Source organism: Chitinophaga pinensis DSM 2588 (assembly GCF_000024005.1).
In the GTDB taxonomy this organism is placed as follows: Bacteria; Bacteroidota; Bacteroidia; order Chitinophagales; family Chitinophagaceae; genus Chitinophaga; species Chitinophaga pinensis.
In genome coordinates this window covers 7,253,525-7,272,164 of sequence record NC_013132.1, presented here as the reverse complement: position 1 = coordinate 7,272,164, position 18,640 = coordinate 7,253,525, and the positions used below count along the sequence as shown (strand labels likewise).

General features: G+C 45.3%; 20 protein-coding genes. 13 read left to right on the top strand and 7 right to left on the bottom strand.

Translation table 11 applies throughout. The annotated features are described in order from the left end of the window. Nucleotides 1–4 precede the first annotated feature (4 nt). From purE to CPIN_RS28220, 3 genes are all read left to right on the top strand, one after another. Nucleotides 5–499: a 5-(carboxyamino)imidazole ribonucleotide mutase gene (purE, locus tag CPIN_RS28230; RefSeq protein ID WP_012793294.1), complete on the top strand. Its 495-nt coding sequence runs from the start codon at nt 5–7 to the stop codon at nt 497–499. A 195-nt stretch (nt 500–694) separates the two neighbouring features. After that, nucleotides 695–1,297 (top strand): hypothetical protein, encoded by a 603-nt coding sequence (locus CPIN_RS38790; RefSeq protein ID WP_012793293.1) that lies wholly within the window; start codon nt 695–697, stop codon nt 1,295–1,297. Nucleotides 1,298–1,582: 285 nt separating this feature from the next. Further along, nucleotides 1,583–2,542, top strand: a complete 960-nt coding sequence (locus CPIN_RS28220) for a helix-turn-helix transcriptional regulator (RefSeq protein ID WP_012793292.1) — start codon at nt 1,583–1,585, stop codon at nt 2,540–2,542. Here CPIN_RS28220 and CPIN_RS28215 read toward each other — a convergent pair. After that, a complete protein-coding gene (locus CPIN_RS28215) occupies nt 2,520–3,086 on the bottom strand; it encodes an NIF family HAD-type phosphatase (RefSeq protein WP_012793291.1) in 567 nt (188 codons plus the stop codon). The two genes, CPIN_RS28220 and CPIN_RS28215, sit on opposite strands and share 23 nt — an antisense overlap. 418 nt (nt 3,087–3,504) lie before the next feature. On the opposite strand from CPIN_RS28215, the gene CPIN_RS28210 reads away from it, so the two are divergent. Continuing rightward, entirely contained in the window at nt 3,505–4,314 is an 810-nt protein-coding gene (locus tag CPIN_RS28210; protein ID WP_012793290.1) for a helix-turn-helix domain-containing protein, read from the top strand. 36 nt (nt 4,315–4,350) lie between these two features. Beyond that, nucleotides 4,351–5,148 (top strand): SDR family NAD(P)-dependent oxidoreductase, encoded by a 798-nt coding sequence (locus tag CPIN_RS28205; RefSeq protein ID WP_012793289.1) that lies wholly within the window; start codon nt 4,351–4,353, stop codon nt 5,146–5,148. A gap of 61 nt (nt 5,149–5,209) precedes the next feature. On the opposite strand, the gene map is transcribed toward CPIN_RS28205, so the two are convergent. Next, a complete protein-coding gene (map, locus tag CPIN_RS28200; RefSeq protein WP_012793288.1) occupies nt 5,210–5,974 on the bottom strand; it encodes a type I methionyl aminopeptidase in 765 nt (254 codons plus the stop codon). A gap of 84 nt (nt 5,975–6,058) precedes the next feature. Next, nucleotides 6,059–6,229, bottom strand: coding sequence for a hypothetical protein (locus tag CPIN_RS39090; protein WP_012793287.1), 171 nt, complete (start codon nt 6,227–6,229; stop codon nt 6,059–6,061). 164 nt (nt 6,230–6,393) lie between these two features. On the opposite strand from CPIN_RS39090, the gene CPIN_RS28195 reads away from it, so the two are divergent. From CPIN_RS28195 to CPIN_RS28180, 4 genes are all read left to right on the top strand, one after another. After that, on the top strand, nt 6,394–7,299 hold the full coding sequence (locus CPIN_RS28195) for a helix-turn-helix domain-containing protein (protein WP_012793286.1): 906 nt from the start codon (nt 6,394–6,396) through the stop codon (nt 7,297–7,299). A 150-nt stretch (nt 7,300–7,449) separates the two neighbouring features. Then, on the top strand, nt 7,450–8,481 hold the full coding sequence (locus CPIN_RS28190; protein ID WP_012793285.1) for an NADP-dependent oxidoreductase: 1,032 nt from the start codon (nt 7,450–7,452) through the stop codon (nt 8,479–8,481). Nucleotides 8,482–8,544: 63 nt separating this feature from the next. Continuing rightward, nucleotides 8,545–9,003, top strand: coding sequence for a nuclear transport factor 2 family protein (locus tag CPIN_RS28185; protein ID WP_012793284.1), 459 nt, complete (start codon nt 8,545–8,547; stop codon nt 9,001–9,003). 168 nt (nt 9,004–9,171) lie between these two features. After that, nucleotides 9,172–9,567: a (R)-mandelonitrile lyase gene (locus tag CPIN_RS28180; protein ID WP_012793283.1), complete on the top strand. Its 396-nt coding sequence runs from the start codon at nt 9,172–9,174 to the stop codon at nt 9,565–9,567. Between the two features lie 125 nt (nt 9,568–9,692). Here the strand turns inward: CPIN_RS28180 and CPIN_RS28175 are convergent, their stop codons facing one another. After that, a complete protein-coding gene (locus tag CPIN_RS28175) occupies nt 9,693–10,649 on the bottom strand; it encodes a helix-turn-helix domain-containing protein (protein WP_012793282.1) in 957 nt (318 codons plus the stop codon). A gap of 86 nt (nt 10,650–10,735) precedes the next feature. Here CPIN_RS28175 and CPIN_RS28170 point away from each other — a divergent pair, with 86 nt between their 5' ends. Then, nucleotides 10,736–11,866 (top strand): FAD-dependent oxidoreductase, encoded by a 1,131-nt coding sequence (locus CPIN_RS28170; protein ID WP_012793281.1) that lies wholly within the window; start codon nt 10,736–10,738, stop codon nt 11,864–11,866. A 46-nt stretch (nt 11,867–11,912) separates the two neighbouring features. On the opposite strand, the gene CPIN_RS28165 is transcribed toward CPIN_RS28170, so the two are convergent. The 3 genes from CPIN_RS28165 to CPIN_RS28155 all read right to left on the bottom strand — a co-directional run bounded on the left by CPIN_RS28165 (nt 11,913) and on the right by CPIN_RS28155 (nt 15,176). Further along, nucleotides 11,913–13,496, bottom strand: a complete 1,584-nt coding sequence (locus tag CPIN_RS28165) for a Na+/H+ antiporter (RefSeq protein ID WP_012793280.1) — start codon at nt 13,494–13,496, stop codon at nt 11,913–11,915. A gap of 72 nt (nt 13,497–13,568) precedes the next feature. Then, nucleotides 13,569–14,108 (bottom strand): VOC family protein, encoded by a 540-nt coding sequence (locus tag CPIN_RS28160; RefSeq protein WP_012793279.1) that lies wholly within the window; start codon nt 14,106–14,108, stop codon nt 13,569–13,571. 102 nt (nt 14,109–14,210) lie between these two features. Next, complete coding sequence (locus tag CPIN_RS28155; RefSeq protein ID WP_012793278.1) at nt 14,211–15,176, bottom strand: aldo/keto reductase; 966 nt, start codon at nt 15,174–15,176, stop codon at nt 14,211–14,213. A gap of 74 nt (nt 15,177–15,250) precedes the next feature. On the opposite strand from CPIN_RS28155, the gene CPIN_RS28150 reads away from it, so the two are divergent. The 3 genes from CPIN_RS28150 (at nt 15,251) to CPIN_RS28140 (ending at nt 18,598) form a co-directional block, all read left to right on the top strand. Then, nucleotides 15,251–15,625, top strand: coding sequence for a winged helix-turn-helix transcriptional regulator (locus CPIN_RS28150; RefSeq protein ID WP_012793277.1), 375 nt, complete (start codon nt 15,251–15,253; stop codon nt 15,623–15,625). Nucleotides 15,626–15,786: 161 nt separating this feature from the next. Continuing rightward, complete coding sequence (locus CPIN_RS28145; RefSeq protein WP_012793276.1) at nt 15,787–16,176, top strand: HYC_CC_PP family protein; 390 nt, start codon at nt 15,787–15,789, stop codon at nt 16,174–16,176. Between the two features lie 100 nt (nt 16,177–16,276). Further along, a complete protein-coding gene (locus CPIN_RS28140; protein WP_012793275.1) occupies nt 16,277–18,598 on the top strand; it encodes a cation transporter in 2,322 nt (773 codons plus the stop codon). Nucleotides 18,599–18,640 lie beyond the last annotated feature (42 nt).

The window sequence follows — 18,640 nt, the reverse complement described above, 5'->3', positions numbered from 1 at the left end:
AAATATGAAACAGGTAGAAGTAGGCATTATTATGGGCAGCAGTTCTGATGCGCCTACCATGCGTCAGGCAATAGAGGTGTTAAAGAAATTCGACATAGGCTATGAATTTAGCGTTGTGTCAGCACACCGTAGCCCCCAAAGAATGTTTGACTATGCAGCTACCGCTGAAGAGCGTGGTTTAAAGATCATCATCGCAGGCGCCGGTGGCGCAGCACACCTTCCTGGTATGGTGGCCGCTATTACTACATTGCCTGTAATTGGTGTTCCTATTAAATCTTCCAACTCCCTTGATGGTTGGGATTCCCTGTTGTCCATCGTACAAATGCCTGGCGACATACCTGTAGCCACAGTAGGTGTTAATGGCGCCCGTAATGCCGGTCTGCTGGCAGTACAGATGCTGGGTATCAGCAACAGCTCCATCAGACAACAGCTGGCAGCTATGAAAAAAGAAAATAATGAGAAGGTGGCTAAACAGAATGAAACCTTAGAGCAATTCTAAGCAGCAAGACATCTCATGCAGATAATAACGCAAAGGCCCGCTATCAACGATAGCGGGCCTTTGCGTTATTATGTAGTATTCGTATACTTTTCGTGGCATTTTAAAATCCAATTAATGTAGCTATATTAGCTTCAGGTGAAAGTGATCGTTCGCAGATCCTCTCTGACTCAAAACCTTAAAAATTACTGTCCCTGTATGACGACAAAATTATTCTTATCCGTACTGTTAGTACTGGTATTCGTATCATGTAATAGTCACGGGGTACAGCATAAGCCTCAAAATGAAACACCAAAGGCATTGGAGAATAAAAATACCTACGAGTTTGTTTCAAAAAGAGGTTATGACGACATACTTGAGACCCTTTACCAGGAGCTAGTCAGTAAGGATCCTAAGCTGGAAGAACTCGAGATGAAAATTGGTGAACTGAATAGCAGCCAGGATGATTCGACTGAATCATTTGATAGATTCAATGGGAAGGTACAGTCTTATTTCCTGGCAGCAGATAAGCAGATCTCAGCAATCAGCGACTCTCTGTTAAGAGAGAGAATGAAGCTTTTAATGATCAGCAACCAGACGAAATACAATGCACAAACAGCACCACACAACGAATTATTGAAAGCTATTGAGAAAAACAAGGTAGTGATTTCAGATCTTCATAACGTTTTGAAAATAATAAAGACGTTGCCGCTAATCGAAAAATACCAAAAAGATAACGTACCATCTACCAAATCAATTGAAGGGTTCATTAAACAACAAGACCGCGCGGGTAGCCTGTTAGATACGCTTGTGCATAAATGATTTATTAGCCCTGCCGCTTTAATCGCTTTTAACCCTGACGCAAAGTAAAGGTCCGGCGTAGCCCCCTTGTACGCGTGCTTCCTCATTAACATATCTTTCATACACCTTGACAGATACGCCTTTGAGCTTAACAGCCGGGCAAGTGTCAGGCCGTCGGGACCACCACCTATAATAGCTAATTTCTTATTTCTAATAACATATCTTTTGAATTATGACCATTTGAAAGCAAAATTATGCCTACTTTTATAGGCAAAACAGCCATAATTGATATTAAAATAGTCGTAAATGAAAATATCAATCACGGATAGAGGGACTGGCATTACCCGCGAATTTGCCCATGCAATAGGCGCCGCTATCAGAGGAAGGTTCATCGATATTCCTGAAAACATGGGCACAGGATACATCACCGGCTTTTCCTGGGGAAAGGAACTACGTATGATGATCCGGAATTATTATCTGAAAGAGGATGTGTATATTGAGCGTACTAATAAACTCGAAGAAGGGCAGGAGGATATTGTTTTCCTGTTAAGCGGTATCTTCCCCTCTATACTACAACCCGATGAACAAATCTTACCGGAACAGGCCAATATTATGATTTGTAAACACGCGGTTTCATCTGTATTAGCGATGCCTTCAAACACAATGTTTGGCAGTGTGACAATCGCCGTTGCTAAACAATACCTGCATCAGTTGTTTGGAAAAATAGATCACCCGGTCGTAGCAAGTGTACTGGAAGGGAAAGATAACTTTGTGTTTGAAACCGGTATTTCAACAGCCATCATTAATACCGCCAGCGGAATGTTGGGCCAGCCTGTTCCGGAAACCCTGGAAAGCCATTACTATAAACTGAAATGCGAGGAACTGCTGTGTTATGTATTTACCATGCTGATGCAACGGGAAATAGTACCGGCCACCGGTATGCATATCGATGATATCAAAGCCATATACGCTATTAAAGCCCGTTTACAAGCTAAGCTGGATGAACCTCCCAACATAGCGGCACTGGCAAAAGAAGCAGGCATGAGTGAACCTAAACTACGAAAGCTGTTTAAACAGACCTTCGGAAAAGGGGTGTTTGAATATTATCAGTCCGGACGAATGCAGGAAGCCGCCAGACTATTAAAAGAGAGACGACTGACAGTCTCCGAAGTGGGCTATCAGTTAGGATTTACTAACCTCAGCCATTTCTCCCGGGTATTTGAACAGTACATGGGTAGCAAGCCTAAGAAATATTCAAAGACGTAAACGGGTTATTACGCCAACCCCGTTTTTCAATACTGCGTATATTACTTACCTCCTTCAACGTCAGGAGATAATCATACAGATGTGTAAGCTCATTATCATTCCGGTCTCCTTCAAATGGTGCGATATACACCGCATTACCATAATTACTCCTCGACTTTTCCGGTGAATCATCAACGATAATGATCTGCTCCAGCCTGAACCCCTTATTTTTTACTTTATCCAGCCGCTTCTCAAAATAGTAGCTGTCCAGTTCATAATCCCGCCTGATCGTACACCTGCTTTTACCCCAGATCATAAACCACTCAATTGAATCCGGCGTGATCATTTTCACGATCTCCTCCACATATTCATTGCTTGCAGAACTCCACACGCCTATCGTAAAATGTTGGGATATATTTATAAGAAAGTGTTCCAACCCCGGACGTTTATAAATATGAAACACATCAAATTGCAGGTCCGGCGCAACTCCCAGGGGAGCAGTCGTCGCATGTATCAAGGTTTCGTCGAGATCAAGCAATAAGAGTTTATCTGATTTGTCCGGCATAGCATTCAAACATTTATTCACAGGCAGCAGAAAAGTTAAGGGACTTCGGTGCTAACAGTCACAAGTATACTTAAAAGATATTAAAAAACGCCTTCAGGTTTGCTACCTGAAGGTGTTTTAACACCTGGTTATTGATAATTTTTATGGTTACGCATCCCTGTCATTCCAGATAAACCAATAAACTGTCTTCCAGCTGTTTTGTAGTATGTGCCATATATGTTGATTTTGATACCTCAAAACTAAGCAACTGCACGGCTGCCGGTGTTGATGTATGTCAGAAAAGGAACTTGACAAATATCAAGAGCCATCACCCTGTCCGGGTAACTTGATACATGACCTTTTAAACAAACCAGATTGACCCGATAAACCAATCACCGAATCATTGGATAACCGACCTTTGTATGGTAAACATAGCGCGATGGTGAACACAAACGATACGAACGGACTGCAAAACCCGGTTATACGCTTTAATAATTACGGTAGTGATTTTAAAGAAGGAGAGGCCTTCGTAACCGATCACATATTCAGCTACATCATATCCGGTACACAGGAGATCTGGTCAGGCAATGAAATGTATGTTTTTAAAGCAGGCGATTATCGTTTCATCCGCAGAAACCAGCTTACCAAATATGTAAAACGTCCCGGTCAGCAAGGCTTTCAATCTGTTGCAGTACACATTGACCAGGGAACGCTGAAGGAAATGCAAGGGTTGTATGGTGCCTCTTACAAAATCCCTTACAAGGGGAAAGATATCACACTGTTAAAGCCCGATGTCTGGCTCGAAAACTATATAAACAGCCTGACGCCTTATTTAGACACTTCCGGTATGTACAGCGAGGGGCTTGTGTCATTAAAAGCGAAAGAACTGGTCCTGCTGTTACTGCAAACAAGTCCGTCCATCGGACAAGCACTATTCGATTTCGATGTACCCGGCAAAATAGACCTGGTGGCTTTTATGAATACACACTACCGCTACAACGTAGGTTTAGACCGGATGGCTTTCCTCACCGGAAGAAGTTTATCCACTTTCAAAAGAGATTTTAAAAGAATATTCAATACGACCGCCGGCCGGTGGCTGACAAGAAAACGGCTGGAAGAAGCCAATTTCCTGATCGCTAAAAAAGGGAAAACAGCATCCGCCATCTACCTTGATCTTGGCTTCGAAGACCTGTCGCACTTTTCTTCCGCATACAAAAAGGTATTCGGTAAAACACCCTCTCAACGGTGAACACGATAGTATACAAGTTTAAATAAATCATATATCATGGACTACAAATTAGCGGGCAAGCGCGCACTGGTAACAGGATCCAGCGCCGGCCTCGGGGAAGCTATTGCCATTATGCTGGCAGATGAAGGCGTACACGTGATCGTACATGGACGTAATGAGGAAAGAACAAAGGCCGTCGCACAACGGATTACCGAAGCCGGTGGTACCGTGGAAGTCGCTTTGGGCGACCTTGCAACGGACGAAGGAGCCGATAATGTCGCCAAGGTGGCATTGGCTGGTGGCCCCATAGACATCCTGGTCAACAACGCCGGATATTATGCACACACCTCCTGGTCAAATACCTCCTGCCAGGATTGGACGGATGTTTATAACGTGAACGTGATCTCTTATGTCCGCATGATTCAGCGTATCTTACCTGCAATGAAAGGTCAGGGCTGGGGAAGGGTTATCAATATTGGCGGCGGATTAGGTATACAACCCATCAGCGATCAGCCTCACTATAACGCCAGCCTCGCCGCACGTCATAATATGAGTGTCTCCCTCGCTAGACAACTCGCAGGTACCGGCATTACCTCCAATGTAGTAGCGCCGGGCGCCATTATGAATCCCGGCGTAGAGCAGTGGCTGCGCAATGCCGCACCACAAAAAGGATGGGGGACCGATATTGCCGAAATGGAACGTAATGCAGTAAAAGAGCTGGTGCCCAATGATGCCGGCAGATTTGGAAGACAGGAAGAAGTAGCTGCTGCTGTAGCTTATCTGGCCAGCCCTTACGCCGACTATGTCAGCGGCGCACTGCTGCGTGTCGATGCCGGCACCGTTCGCAGTATCTAACTGGTAATCATAAAAAAGGAGATCAATTCGTTGATCTCCTTTTTTATGATTACACGATCAGTTAGTTAAATATTTCATTCATCTCCGTTAAGATAATCGGCTTTCCATCAGTAACTACAATGGTATGCTCATGCTGCGCCATATAACCGCCTTTATTGCCTACCATCGTCCATCCGTCATTCAGTTCTGTCGCATAGGTCGAACTGGTGGAAATAAACGTTTCTATCGCTACAACAGAATTCTTTTTAAAGCGTCTTACATCAAAGCGGTTCTTATAATTCATTAACTCTCCCGGTTCTTCGTGTAGCCCTCTTCCGATACCATGCCCGCCAAGATTTTTAATCACTTTAAAACCTCTCTTCTTCGCCTCCGTTTCCATCAGATGCCCGATATCCGCTATTTTCACACCCCCTCTGATATTATCAAGGGTCTTTCTTAATATTTCCCTGGATGCATCCACCAACTTCTGATGCTGGTGAATATCATTACCCAGCACAAATGAACCGCCATTATCCGCCCAGAAACCATCCAGCTCTGCTGATACATCAATATTGATCAGATCTCCTTCTTTTAGAATACGTTTCTCTGAAGGAATACCATGACAAAACTCATTATCAACACTAATGCAGGTGTATCCCGGAAATCCATATGTTAAATATGGCGCAGACTTCGCACCCATGCTGGATAGTATCTTAGCCCCATATTGGTCAAGCTCTTTCGTACTCATCCCTGGTTGCGCATAGGTCCTCATTTCTTTTAAGGTATATGCAACCGCCTCACTCGCTCTCTGCATTCCTATCAGTTCAGATTCTTTTGTTATTGACATATGTTGTTCTCTGCTTTATTACTTAAATAATTAAGATCCATTGGCAGTTGCCATCTATCCTAAAGATAAGCGTTTTGTAGCTATTTAAGCCTTCCCCGTCATCACTTTGGAGAGCTGTTCACTATCATCAGTCCCTGATTTTTCCAGTACCTTTTGAATGCGGGTCTGAAAATGATCATGTCGTAAGCCGATCTGCTGCAGTTCCTTGAATAAATCCTGCCTGGAAACACGGCCCACCGAAGTGAGCGCCGGCATAAAACAACCGCCATCGCATTAACAGTATTGCGTGATTCAGACTACACTTTTTACAATCCAGGCTAACTTTTACTCCCCGTCTTTGCTGACCTTTGTATAGTGGATGCAGGAGCTACATTCCTCCATCCAGGTGTAGATGATTAATCTTAACTTAGTGCTGAATCATGAAAGCAATACCTTCGCCCATCATATATAGAAGTATCTCCGAGTTTATGCGGGACCTGGATCTGCCTAAACCGCTGCATCCGCTGATCGCCCTGGTGAACTATGATGCAGAGAAAGTCGGCCACGATCTCGTCGGTCACAGCTTTATGATCGACTTTTACAAGATCTCCTTTAAACGGGACTTCAGCGGTCATATAAGATACGGCCAGGACTACTATGATTTTGAAGAAGGAGGCATGGCTTTTTTAGCGCCCAACCAGGTAGTCACTATGTCCGGAGAAGAAAGCTGCCTCGATGGTTATATATTGTTGTTTCACGCCGACCTGATCCGGAATTACCCTTTAGGGAAGACGATCCAGCAGTATGGCTTCTTCACTTATGCAGTAAAGGAAGCCCTCTTCCTGTCTGATAAGGAAAAGAAAAAGATCGACGGCCTGTTTGCCAACATCGCCGACGAACTGGACAACAACACAGACGCCTTTAGCCAGGACGTACTGGTTTCTCAGATCGAACTACTGCTCAACTACAGCAATCGCTTTTACAACCGGCAGTTCCTGACGCGTAAAGCCATTCACCATGACCTGATCACCCAGATGAATACCTACCTGGAATCCCGCTTTGCGGATCAGTCAGGTGGTATACCTACCGTTCCGGAAGTAGCAGGCCATCTACAGGTGTCGCCCAGATACCTGACAGATATGCTCCGGTCATTAACCGGACAAAGCGCACAACAGCATATCCATGACCGGCTCATAGAAAGAGCGAAAATGATTTTAAGCACCACCCGGCTAACCATCGCCGAAGTCGCGTACCAACTGGGATTTGAACACCCCCAGTCTTTTAATAAGCTGTTTAAACGCCACACCAACCTGGCGCCAAATGTTTTCAGAAAATCCTTTAACTGACAACGGAAACACACTTTCCCCTCATTACTATATCGCAGATTTGACTGACTGGCTGCAACGCAATGGAAGGTTACTACACATAGTACCCTGCTGCGGAGCTATGCATTTACTACACTGAAATCATATTTAAAACACGATAAAACAGAACAAATGGAAAATAATGTAACCAAAAGCACTGGTACAATGAAGGCTGTCAGGATCCACGAATTCGGCGGACCAGCAGTATTACGCTATGAAGATGCACCGCTGCCGGTATTGAAGGCAGGAGAATTGCTCGTACGTGTGTACGCCGTAGGTATTAATCCGCCGGACTGGTACCTGCGCGAGGGATATAAATCGCTCCCGCCGGAATGGCGTCCATCGATGCCTATGCCTGTTATCCCAGGTACAGATATATCGGGTGTCGTTGAAGCCATTGCACCGGATGTAAAAGGCTTCTCCGTAGGAGATGAAGTATTTAGCATGGTCCGCTTTCCCAGCTTCGGAGACAGCGCCGCCTATGCGGAGTATGTCGCTGCGCCCGCACAGGATTTCGCACACAAACCGGCTGGCATAGATCACGTACAGGCAGCAGCTGCGCCGATGGCAGCCCTTACCGCATGGCAGTTCCTCATAGAACTGGGCCATGATGTACAGAACCCGCTTCAGCCGGAAACGCATCGTCCTGTACCGCTGGAGGGTAAAACCGTCCTCGTAAATGGCGCTGCTGGTGGTGTGGGGCACTTTGCCGTGCAACTCGCTAAATGGAAAGGCGCACACGTGATCGCAGTAGCCTCAGGTAAGCATGAAACATTCCTCCGTGCACTCGGTGCAGACGAATTCATCGACTATACACAACAGGCGCCGGAAGACGTTGCAAAGGATATCGATCTAGTTATTGATACACTGGGTGGTCCGACTACTGGTCGCTTCCTGCACACCCTCAAACGTGGCGGCGCATTGTTCCCGGTATTCTTAGGCTTCTCTGATGGAGAAGAGGCTGTGAAGAAAGGTATCACAGTCTCCATGACACAGGTACGCTCTAATGGTCCGCAACTGGAAACAATCGGACGTCTGCTGGATGACAAGACCATTCGCGTGGCTATCGATAGCACCTTCTCACTCGCCGATGCACAGAAAGCACATGAACGGGCAGCGCATGGTCACATCCAGGGCAAGATTGTTCTCACGGTTGATAAATAAATAGAAGAGACAGCACGTATGCGTGTTGTCTCTTTTTAACTGTAATCCCACAAAAATATAAACATGCACATACAGGAATTAGCTGATAGAATAGCGCTCAAAGAACTTGTTGATAAAGTCTCTATCCTGGCAGATAGGAAAGACGTACATGCACAGGTACAGCTGTTTACCGAAAATGGAATATCAGAAACCTTCGCCGGAGATACCGCCATTTTAAAACTGAAAGGCCGTAAAGCAATGGAAGAAGCGTTTGCCGATCTGTTGAAAGACTATGAAACCGTTTACCATTTTAATGGTCAGCAACAACTGACCATTGACGGAGATGAAGCTACCGGCATCTGTTATTGCCTCGTTACATTGATCGGTATAGAGAACGATAAAAGAATAAAGACCGATATCGGAGCTGTTTACCATGATCGTTTCATCCGCGAAAATAATAGCTGGCTGATTGCTCAACGGATAGGCTATTTCAACTGGCAGGACAAAAGTGAACTTCCCCTTCCGCATTCAGGAAAATGCTGATTTGAAATTCTTAATTATTTCTTTGAATTCCTTTACCTTGAAAGCCAATTTTCACGGACCTTTGCGATATAAAAGACATCCGATAAATTGAAAGCGGGACACGAAAGTTGTTAAACGGATTTAATGGTTACATCTTCGGATTATTACTTAAATAACTAGATCAGAAATATGAAAATTACAAAGGTCGGTTCGACTGCTTCGGTTAAAGGTCCGCAAGATTGGTTCACAGGAGATGTGAGGATAGATCCACTATTCGACGCCAATGAATCAAGAAGAGGCGCCGCTGCAAGTGTGACGTTTGAACCAGGGGCAAGAACCGCCTGGCATACGCATCCACTTGGTCAGACGTTAATTGTAACTGCTGGTTGTGGCTGGGCGCAACGGGAAGGCGGCCCGGTGGAAACAATACGTCCGGGCGACGTGGTTTGGTTTGAGCCAGACGAAAAACACTGGCATGGTGCTACCGCTACAACGGGAATGACACATATTGCCATCCAGGAGAACCTGAACGGGAAAGTGGTGGATTGGCTGGAAAAAGTAACAGAAGAAGCCTATAAAGGCTAATAAGGAATGAGGGCGTGTGCCTGTCGGCACCGCGCTTTCCGTTCCAAGTCCTCGTACCTGCGGGCTTTCCACTTCAATCGCTCACGCGGGCGGCAGTTGTATCTCCGGTCCGATATACTCCCACATCATGACCTGCTATATTGCTTCGGCTTCATACCCATATGCTCCTGGAAAACCCTTGAGAAGTGACTAAGATTCGTAAAGCCTAATTGATACCCCACATCCGAAACAGACAACTTTTCATCCTTCAATAAAATAGCCGCCTCCCGCATCCTGAATGCCTGGTAATACGAGAAAATGCTATCGCCGAATATCTGTTTAAATAAACGCTTCAGTTTCGTCGGACTCATTCCTGCACTAAGTGCCAGCTCCTTAATAACCGGCGGTGTATCCAGCTGCGCCAATAACTGTTCCTTCACTTTGTACATCATGGCTACATCACGGCCATTTAAAGCATACAACTGTTGTTCATCCCGTTTCTCTAACTCCATCAGTAGTCTGCAGATCAGTTCCTCTGCCTTTATCCGCAGGAAAAACAATTTAAAAGTATCCTCCACACCCGCAGCTAACATCTCGTCCACAATCTTCTGTAAAGAAGGTTGTACCATCTGCTCAAATAACAAGGGCTGTGTGTTCTGTAACAAACTTTGTAAAACAGGCGATTGCACCGAATTATCAAAAAGTCCCCTGAGATAATTAGGGTCTACTTCAATATTGATCGTCGCTTTATTACTATGAATAGGAACCGCTGTATCGGTATGCAGACTACTCGTCGTTATCAGCACAGAAGGCATTACCTGCTGCTTTTCTGCTGGCGATAACCCTATATCAGGAATAATGTGCTGAAATTTAAAAAGAAGCATGGGAACGGCATCCTTACCCTCATTGTCCACCACCACATTTTCATTCAGCTCATAATGAAAGACAAACATCCTGATATGCGCATTAAACACAAAACCACTACAATAACCACTGCCATATTCCGCAGGAATGTCCAGTCGGTTGTTTTTCACCTCCGTCCCTAATAAATGAGCCAGTTTCCTGAGAATAACCGGTTCAGATTGCTGTTGAATATCTCTCATTTGTGGTCCTTTACGACTATTTTTAGGTCTTTAGTAGCTATTTTATCTCTAAGGTACTTAACAATTTTGCATTGTAAACCAAACAAATGCAAAGCATGATACTGAAAGACAGAAAAGTGGCCATCATCGGTGCAGGTCCGGTTGGACTGACAATGGCCACACTACTACAGCAGCAGGGCGTCAATGTAACCGTCTATGAAAGGGATGAAGATCCCGCTGCAAGGATATGGGGTGGCACGCTGGATCTTCATGAAACCTCCGGACAACCAGCCCTGAGAAAGGCCGGATTGCTGGAGCAATATTTTGACATGGCCATACCCATGGGCAGAACCCTGGTAGATGAACAAGGCCAGGTATTATTATCAACAACTCCTCAGTATGACAGCCCTGAAATCAACAGGAACGATCTGCGAAAAATACTGCTGGAAAGCCTGATTGATAATATGGTCTTATGGGGCCACAAATTCACCGGACTAGAAGCCTCTAAGGGGCAATGGCATATACATTTCGAGCACAAAGAGAGCGCCGTAGCCGACCTGGTCATCGGAGCCAACGGAGGTATGTCCGCTGCAAGAAAATACCTGACAACTGCCGAAGCCTGCTATACCGGAACTTTTATCATACAAGGTGAAGTATACCAGCCGGAAACGACATGTCGGGAGTTCTACCGGTTGTGTAACAATAACATACTAATGAAAGCAGGAGAGGGGATCACATTCGTCGCAAACCCCAGGAATAACGGTGCATTGACCTATAACCTCTCGTTTAGAAGGCCGGAACAGTGGTTGCAGGAGAATGGATTGAATTTCCAGGATAAAGAAAGTATCAGCCATTTCCTTTCAGATAGCTGCGCACACTGGCAGGATATATACAAACAGCTATTCCGCGTAAGTACCTTCTTCAATGGACTACCCGTCAGAAAAGTTGCCCTGAACCATCCCTGGACAAACAATCGCCCGCTGCCATTAACATTAATCGGAGATGCCGCACATCTCATGCAACCTTTCGCCGGACAGGGCGTGAATACCGGACTAATGGACGCATTGATCTTATCCGATAATCTCACCAATGGCACGTTTGAGACGATAAAAGAGGCGATCAGCAATTACGAGCAACAAATGTTTGTCTATGCCGGAAAAGCCCAACAGGAGTCAGATGAAAATGAAATCGCCATGCACCAGCCCGGCTTTTCTTTTGCAAAGAGATTCGCCCGTTAAAGCAGGTGCACGTGTGCAGGGATATCAACCAGGTATGTCTGCGGACTTAAATAATCTTCATACGTTCTTCTTCCAGGTCAATCTGATATAATTGTTCGCGGATGATCTCTTCGTTGATCTGAGGGTCTTTATTCAGTTCCTGCAGGTATTTCCGCTGACTTTCCAGTAGTTCAATAAAAATTACTTTTGTCTGCGCATTCATCAGACTATCACTATTCGCCTTCGCCCGCTCCTCCCAGATGTGTAAAAGCTTTTCCATACCAGCATGACCATTCATCTCATTGTCATACTTGTTTTTTAAGAACTGATACACATGTTGCTTTAAACCCTGCTTCATCTGCAGACGGGTCTGATCATCCGATTCTTCTTTCTCAAGATCATCGAAAAGGCCCGAACGTTTTATAAGAAAGGGCAGCGTCAGTCCCTGGATCACAAGCGTAAGCAAAATAGCCACAAAGGTGATGAACAGAATGAGATTCCTCTGGGGAAACTGCTGACCATTATCCAGCATCACAGGAATAGACAGTGCAGCCGCCAGCGATACAACACCGCGCATCCCCGTCCAGCCCAGAAATAACGGCATCAGCAAGAGTCCGAATCTGCCGCGGATTTTAGGTCTTACTGCCGGCCGGAAGATGATCGTAGCCAGCATAGCGGCATACGAACTGATAATCCTGGCCGCGATCAGCACACCGGTCACCAGTACGCCATAACCAATAGCAGTGCGTAACGGCGTGCCATGCGCTCTTAAACCTTCCACAATTTCAGGAAGGTCCAGGCCTATGATAAGGAATACAATACCATTCAGAATGAACACCAGACTTTCCCATACACTATAACCGGAAATCCTGCTGGCGCTGTTCAGAAATACAAGTCTTTTGGTGGACATATACACGCCGCCACAAACGACCGCCAGTACACCGGAACAATGTAGCTGTTCTGCCAGCCAGTACATCAGATAAGGTTCGATAAGCAGTAAGGCAATATCTGAGGAGGCATCTGTCGGTAGACGCTTGTGCGCTTCTATAAAGAATCTTGCCAATAGCAGACCAACAGCCGCTCCACCGATCACCATCCATAAAAAGCTGGTGGCCGCCTCATGCCAGATAAACTGACCGGTACCGACCGTTATCATCGCAAAACGGAAAATGATCAATGAAGACGCATCATTCAACAGACTTTCACCCTCCAGAATAGCGGAAGTGGATTTAGGGATCTTTACAAACTTCGTAATAGCCGCCGTACTGATCGCATCCGGTGGAGAAACAATACCGCCCAATAAAAACCCGAGGGCAATGGTAAAGCCGGGCAAAAAATAATTGGCGAAAATTGCCACAGACAGCGCAGTAAAGAATACAACCAGGAAAGCAAAACTGCCAATGATACGCCACCACTTTTTCATTTCTTTAAAGGATACGCCCCAGGATGCTTCGAACAATAATGGCGGTAAGAAAATGAAGAAGATCAGGTCCGGATCAATTCTCAGTACAGGTAATCCAGGAATGAAACTGATAAGGAGTCCTGCAATGACCAGTAATATAGGATAAGCGATTTTTAGTTTGGTCGCCCACATTTCCAACAACACAACAGCGGCGATCATAGCAAGTAAAAAAGGCAGGACAGTATGCATGCAATTCAGTTTTAAGGCGTTGCCCGGGCAATATACTTAATATTTCCGGGCTTCGCCTACTTCGCAGGCTTGTCAGCGCTGGAAGAATTCCTTTTGAATTTTCAATGCTTCGTCCAGTGATTGCTGAATGTATGCAATGCCTGCAATAGCCTCCGGTGTGGATGCACGTTGTCCCACTTCTTCCGGTATCGTAAAATCAATTTCTTCTACACGCTCATTGATCCACCATAGATTACCAAAAGGATCTATAATCCTGCACACCTTTTCTCCGAACCAGAGTGTTGTAACGTCAGTAACAGATCTGGCGCCCAGTAGCAATGCCTGCTGGTAAGCCGTTGCTACATCTGCAACATACAAATTCAGATATGCCGGAGTAGGAGGCCAGTCCTTCCTTGCGTCAAACAGCATTACCAGTGCATCTCCGATTTTTACGACCACATGTATAATGATGCCGTCTTCATTCGTAATCCTGCTGTTAGGCACTTCTTCCGCCCCGAATGCCGCGCTTAGGAATCGGATCAGGTCTGCTGAAGAAGGAGAAATGATCCAGGGCGTTACGGATGTATACCCCTTAGGTACAACGCTGATCTGCTGTGATTTGTGATCGCTCATAATGCTTTGTTTTCTGATGATAAAGCAAAGCTATCAGTGCCTGGTGACAACCCTATGTCAGCAGCTGTCGCATTTATTTTATAATCCCGCCATTAGCGATTATTACTTCACCTGTACTGTTTTAAGCAGATCATGGGGGTAGCCCATACTAATTTCAGTAATCTTGTCTAAGCGGTCAATCTGCTCCGTACTCAATACTATCCCGAGCGCCGTCAGATTATCCTGCAGGTGTACTAATGTCCTGGCGCCGATCACCGGAAACCCTTTTTTCGTCAATGTCCACGCCAATGCCACCTGACCAGGCGTAGCATTCACCACTGCCGCAATCTCTTCCAATGCATCGATAACAGGTGTAACTGTTACCGCTTCCTGGTAGGCGTCATGAGTAGCAAGTGTAAGCCGTCCACCGGCGCCTTTTCTGTATTTGCCGGTTAGCAGTCCTCCTGCCAGCGGAGAATAAAACATCGTACCCATACCAAAGTAATCCGCCATCGGTGTCAGTTCCCGTTCAGCCGTCCGTTGCACTAAATTATACTCGATCTGTAATGCCGCTACGGGAATACTGCTGGCAATAGCCGCTGCTTTCCACGCCGGAAAATTAGCCAGACCGGTATACAGGATCTTCCCGGCTTTTACCAGGTCTTCCAGCCCCCTTACTATTTCCCCGATCGGCGTCAGACCATCATCATAATGCGGCATATAGATGTCAATATAATCCGTGTTCAGTCGCTTCAGACTGGCATCAACCGCCTGCCGCATCGCTTTACGATGGTTCCCTAAATTGACAGGCGTAGGTATCGCTTCACTGCTACGGGTATATTTTGTACAGATGATAAAATTATGGCGTTGACCATTAATAAATCTTCCGACATTTTCTTCCGCTTCTCCCAGCTGATATTGATCGGCTACGTCAATAAAATTTCCACCGGCATCTGCATAGGCTGCCAGGATCTTTGGTATATCATCTTCCGCCGCGCCATACCCCCTGCGACCGCCCAGGTTAGCTGCTCCCAATACAAGCCTGCTGGCCATTATACCTGTCTGTGTGCCAAATAATTCATGTTTCATGCACCAAAGTTCTTTTGCATACATTGTAAAGTCAAGTACGGCTAAATTCAGCCGTATGTAAAAAAGACAATAGGATGACCGATCTTTGTGATATGTATCAGAAGAAATTACCTGTAGAACTTGAATGCGGTCTTCATCTTTTCCTGGAAGTTATGAACGGAAAATGGAAGCTTAACCTGATCTGGTGTATCTATTCCGGCATTAAAAGACCCGGTGAATTGCAACGAAGGATACCAAAGGCATCCCGCCGTTTATTGGATACACAACTAAAGCAACTCACCGATCAGGGGATTATTACCAAAACAATCTTTGACCAGCGGCCCGCGAAAGTAGAGTATGCATTGACGGCATTGGGCGAATCACTGATCCCTGTGATTGAAGTGACTGCCCGGTGGGGGGAAGATAATCGTGAGGTATTGGAGCCACTGTTTCAATCTCCCGCTTCTTAGATAGTTATCTTCCGTCGATCCTACGTTTATGAACGAAGTATCAACGAACGATGACCTTCATATAAGCTTTATAAGACTATTATCACTCCTCCAAAATTATATAAACTCCCCCCATAATTATATAACCTGATCATCCAAAAATCCGCTACTTTTGTACCACAATGCAAAAAAGAATAGCAATATTATTCCTCACACTTATCTACGCCGTTTCCGCGTCCGGAATAGGCATCAATAAGTTTTATTGCTGTGGTAAACTGCAATCAGTGCACCTCAACCTTTTGCATGAAGAAAAACATTCCTGTTCTAAAGACAAAAACAAAAAAGGCTGTTGCGAAACAACCTACCACACCCTCAAGTTAAAGGAAACACACATTGCCAGTGAGCATACACATTTGGAAGCTACTTATTTTGTTGCTCTTCCGACAGTAATACCAGGCATTGAAATTAACTGTCAGTTACTGGAACAAAAGGGCTTTGCCAACGCCTCCAATGCACCGCCGCCTTTAAGCAATATATCGCTGTACATCCTGCATTGCACCTATCTTATCTGATAACTCCCTCCCCATACAGGTAACACTATATACCTGCAAATCTCCCACATCAATTTTTTACACCTGACACGGATATCTCCGTATCTTATATCAGCCCTTCATGACACTGTATAAATATATTATACTGGTTGTAATATTATTATCTGATATTACCACCTATGCACAAACAACCGGCACCAAAAACACCACTGCTACGTTTAATGTTGCCGGCGTCTGCGAACAATGTAAAGCCCGTATCGAAGATGCTGCCATCGGTAAAGGTGTTTTATCCGCCGAGTGGGATCTCGGCACGAAAGAAATCAAAGTCGTCTACGATAGTCTGAAAACCTCCCTGGAGAAAATACAAAAGCGAATCGTAGCTGCCGGCCATGACCTGCAGACAGCCCATGCACCGGATAACGTATACAATAAGTTACCAGCATGCTGCCATTACCGCGAATCTGAAGCGATGGTCCATGACTCAAAAATTGAAACAGCTTCAAAGGTGCAGTTAAAGGAGTTCAGCGTAACATCTAAACAAACAAGCACCTATATCTCCGCATTGAATACCGTACGTACAGAGACAATTACCAGTAAGGAACTCCTGAAAGCAGCCTGCTGTAACCTGAGTGAAAGTTTCGATACAAATCCCTCAGTAGACGTTTCTTACAACGACGCGGTGACCGGCTCAAAACAAATACAGCTGCTGGGATTAAGCGGAAACTATACCCAGCTGACAGTAGAAAACCTCCCCGGCCCAAGAGGGATTGCCACGCCGTTGGGATTGAATTCCATAGCAGGTCCATGGATAGAATCTATCCAGCTGGTAAAGGGAATGGGCTCGGTAGCAAACGGTTACGAAAGTATCGCCGGACAAATAAACGTCGAATTGAAAAAGCCGGAAAATAGCGAACAAATGCTCGCGAACGTATATGTAAACGACTTCGGTAAAACAGACCTCAATCTGAACCTGTCAAAGAAGATAAATGGCAAGTGGTCTACCGGATTACTGATCCATGATGACTTCCTGACGAACAAACAATTGGATAACAACAAAGACGGCTTCCGGGACTTACCAACCGGTAATCTCTTTAGTATCATCAACAGATGGAAATATGATAACGGAAAAGGATTCCTCGCGCAATTCGGTATCAAAACATTAAAGGACGATCGCACAGGTGGCCAGACGGCCTACAACCCATCCTCCGATAAATATACCACCAAGTACTACGGTATCGGTATTAATACACAACGATACGAAGCCTTTGGTAAAGTCGGTTATATTTTCCCTGCGCAGAAATATAAAAGTATCGGACTACAGCTATCGGCCATCAGTCATAAACAGGATTCCTATTTCGGATTAACCACCTACAATGCCACTCAACGGAATATCTATGGCAACCTGATCTATCAGTCTATCGTCAACAATACCATGCATACCTTTAGAACGGGCATCAGTTTCCTGTATGATAAGTATGATGAACAATTCAATGCCGCCTTCTACAAGAGAAACGAACTCGTCCCTGGTGCTTTTTTTGAATACACCTACATGCCATCAGAAAAGCTAAGCGTCGTTGCAGGTATACGCGCCGATCACAATAACCTGTTTGGCGTATTTATTACCCCAAGATTGAATGTTCGCTATGAACCAGTAAAAGGAACCAACATTCGCCTGGCAGCGGGTAGAGGACAAAGAACAGCAAATATCTTTGCTGAGAATGCCAGCGTATTTGTCAGTGCCAGGAGCGTGGAGATGTTATCAACAGAAAAGGGGAAAGCCTACGGATTTAACCCCGAAGTCGCATGGAATAAAGGCATCAGCGTGGACCAGCATTTCAATTTATTTAGGAGAGACGCCTCCGCAAGCATAGATTTCTACCGGAACGATTTTACCGACCAGGTAGTCGTTGACCTGGAAGATCCACGGACTGTTAAATTCTATAACTCAAAAGACAAGTCTTATGCTAATAGTCTGCAGGTAGGTCTGAAACTGGAACCACTGGATAAATTCAACGTCTCATTGGCATACCGTTATTTCGATGTGAAAACAACTTACGATGGTAAGCTTTTACAACGTCCGCTGATATCCAAACAAAGAGCGTTTGCCAATTTTGATTACGCATTCAGCGGCTGGAAGTTTGACTACACGTTTAACTATAACGGCAGTAAACGCCTCCCTTCTACGGCAGCCAATCCCGAAACAGACCGTCGGAATGCATACTCACCGGCATACATACTCATGAATGCACAGGTAACGAAGGCTATTGGCAAAAAACGTCCGATGGATTTCTATATCGGCGTGGAAAATATAGGAAATTATATCCAGCAGGATGCCATCATCGCCGCTAACGATCCCTTTGGCCGTTACTTTGACGCATCACTGGTATGGGCGCCGATAACAGGCAGAATGCTCTACGCTGGCTGGAGACTGAAAATTAAATAAGCTGCCATCAGCATAATCAACCTGCACAGGTACGCCTGTGCA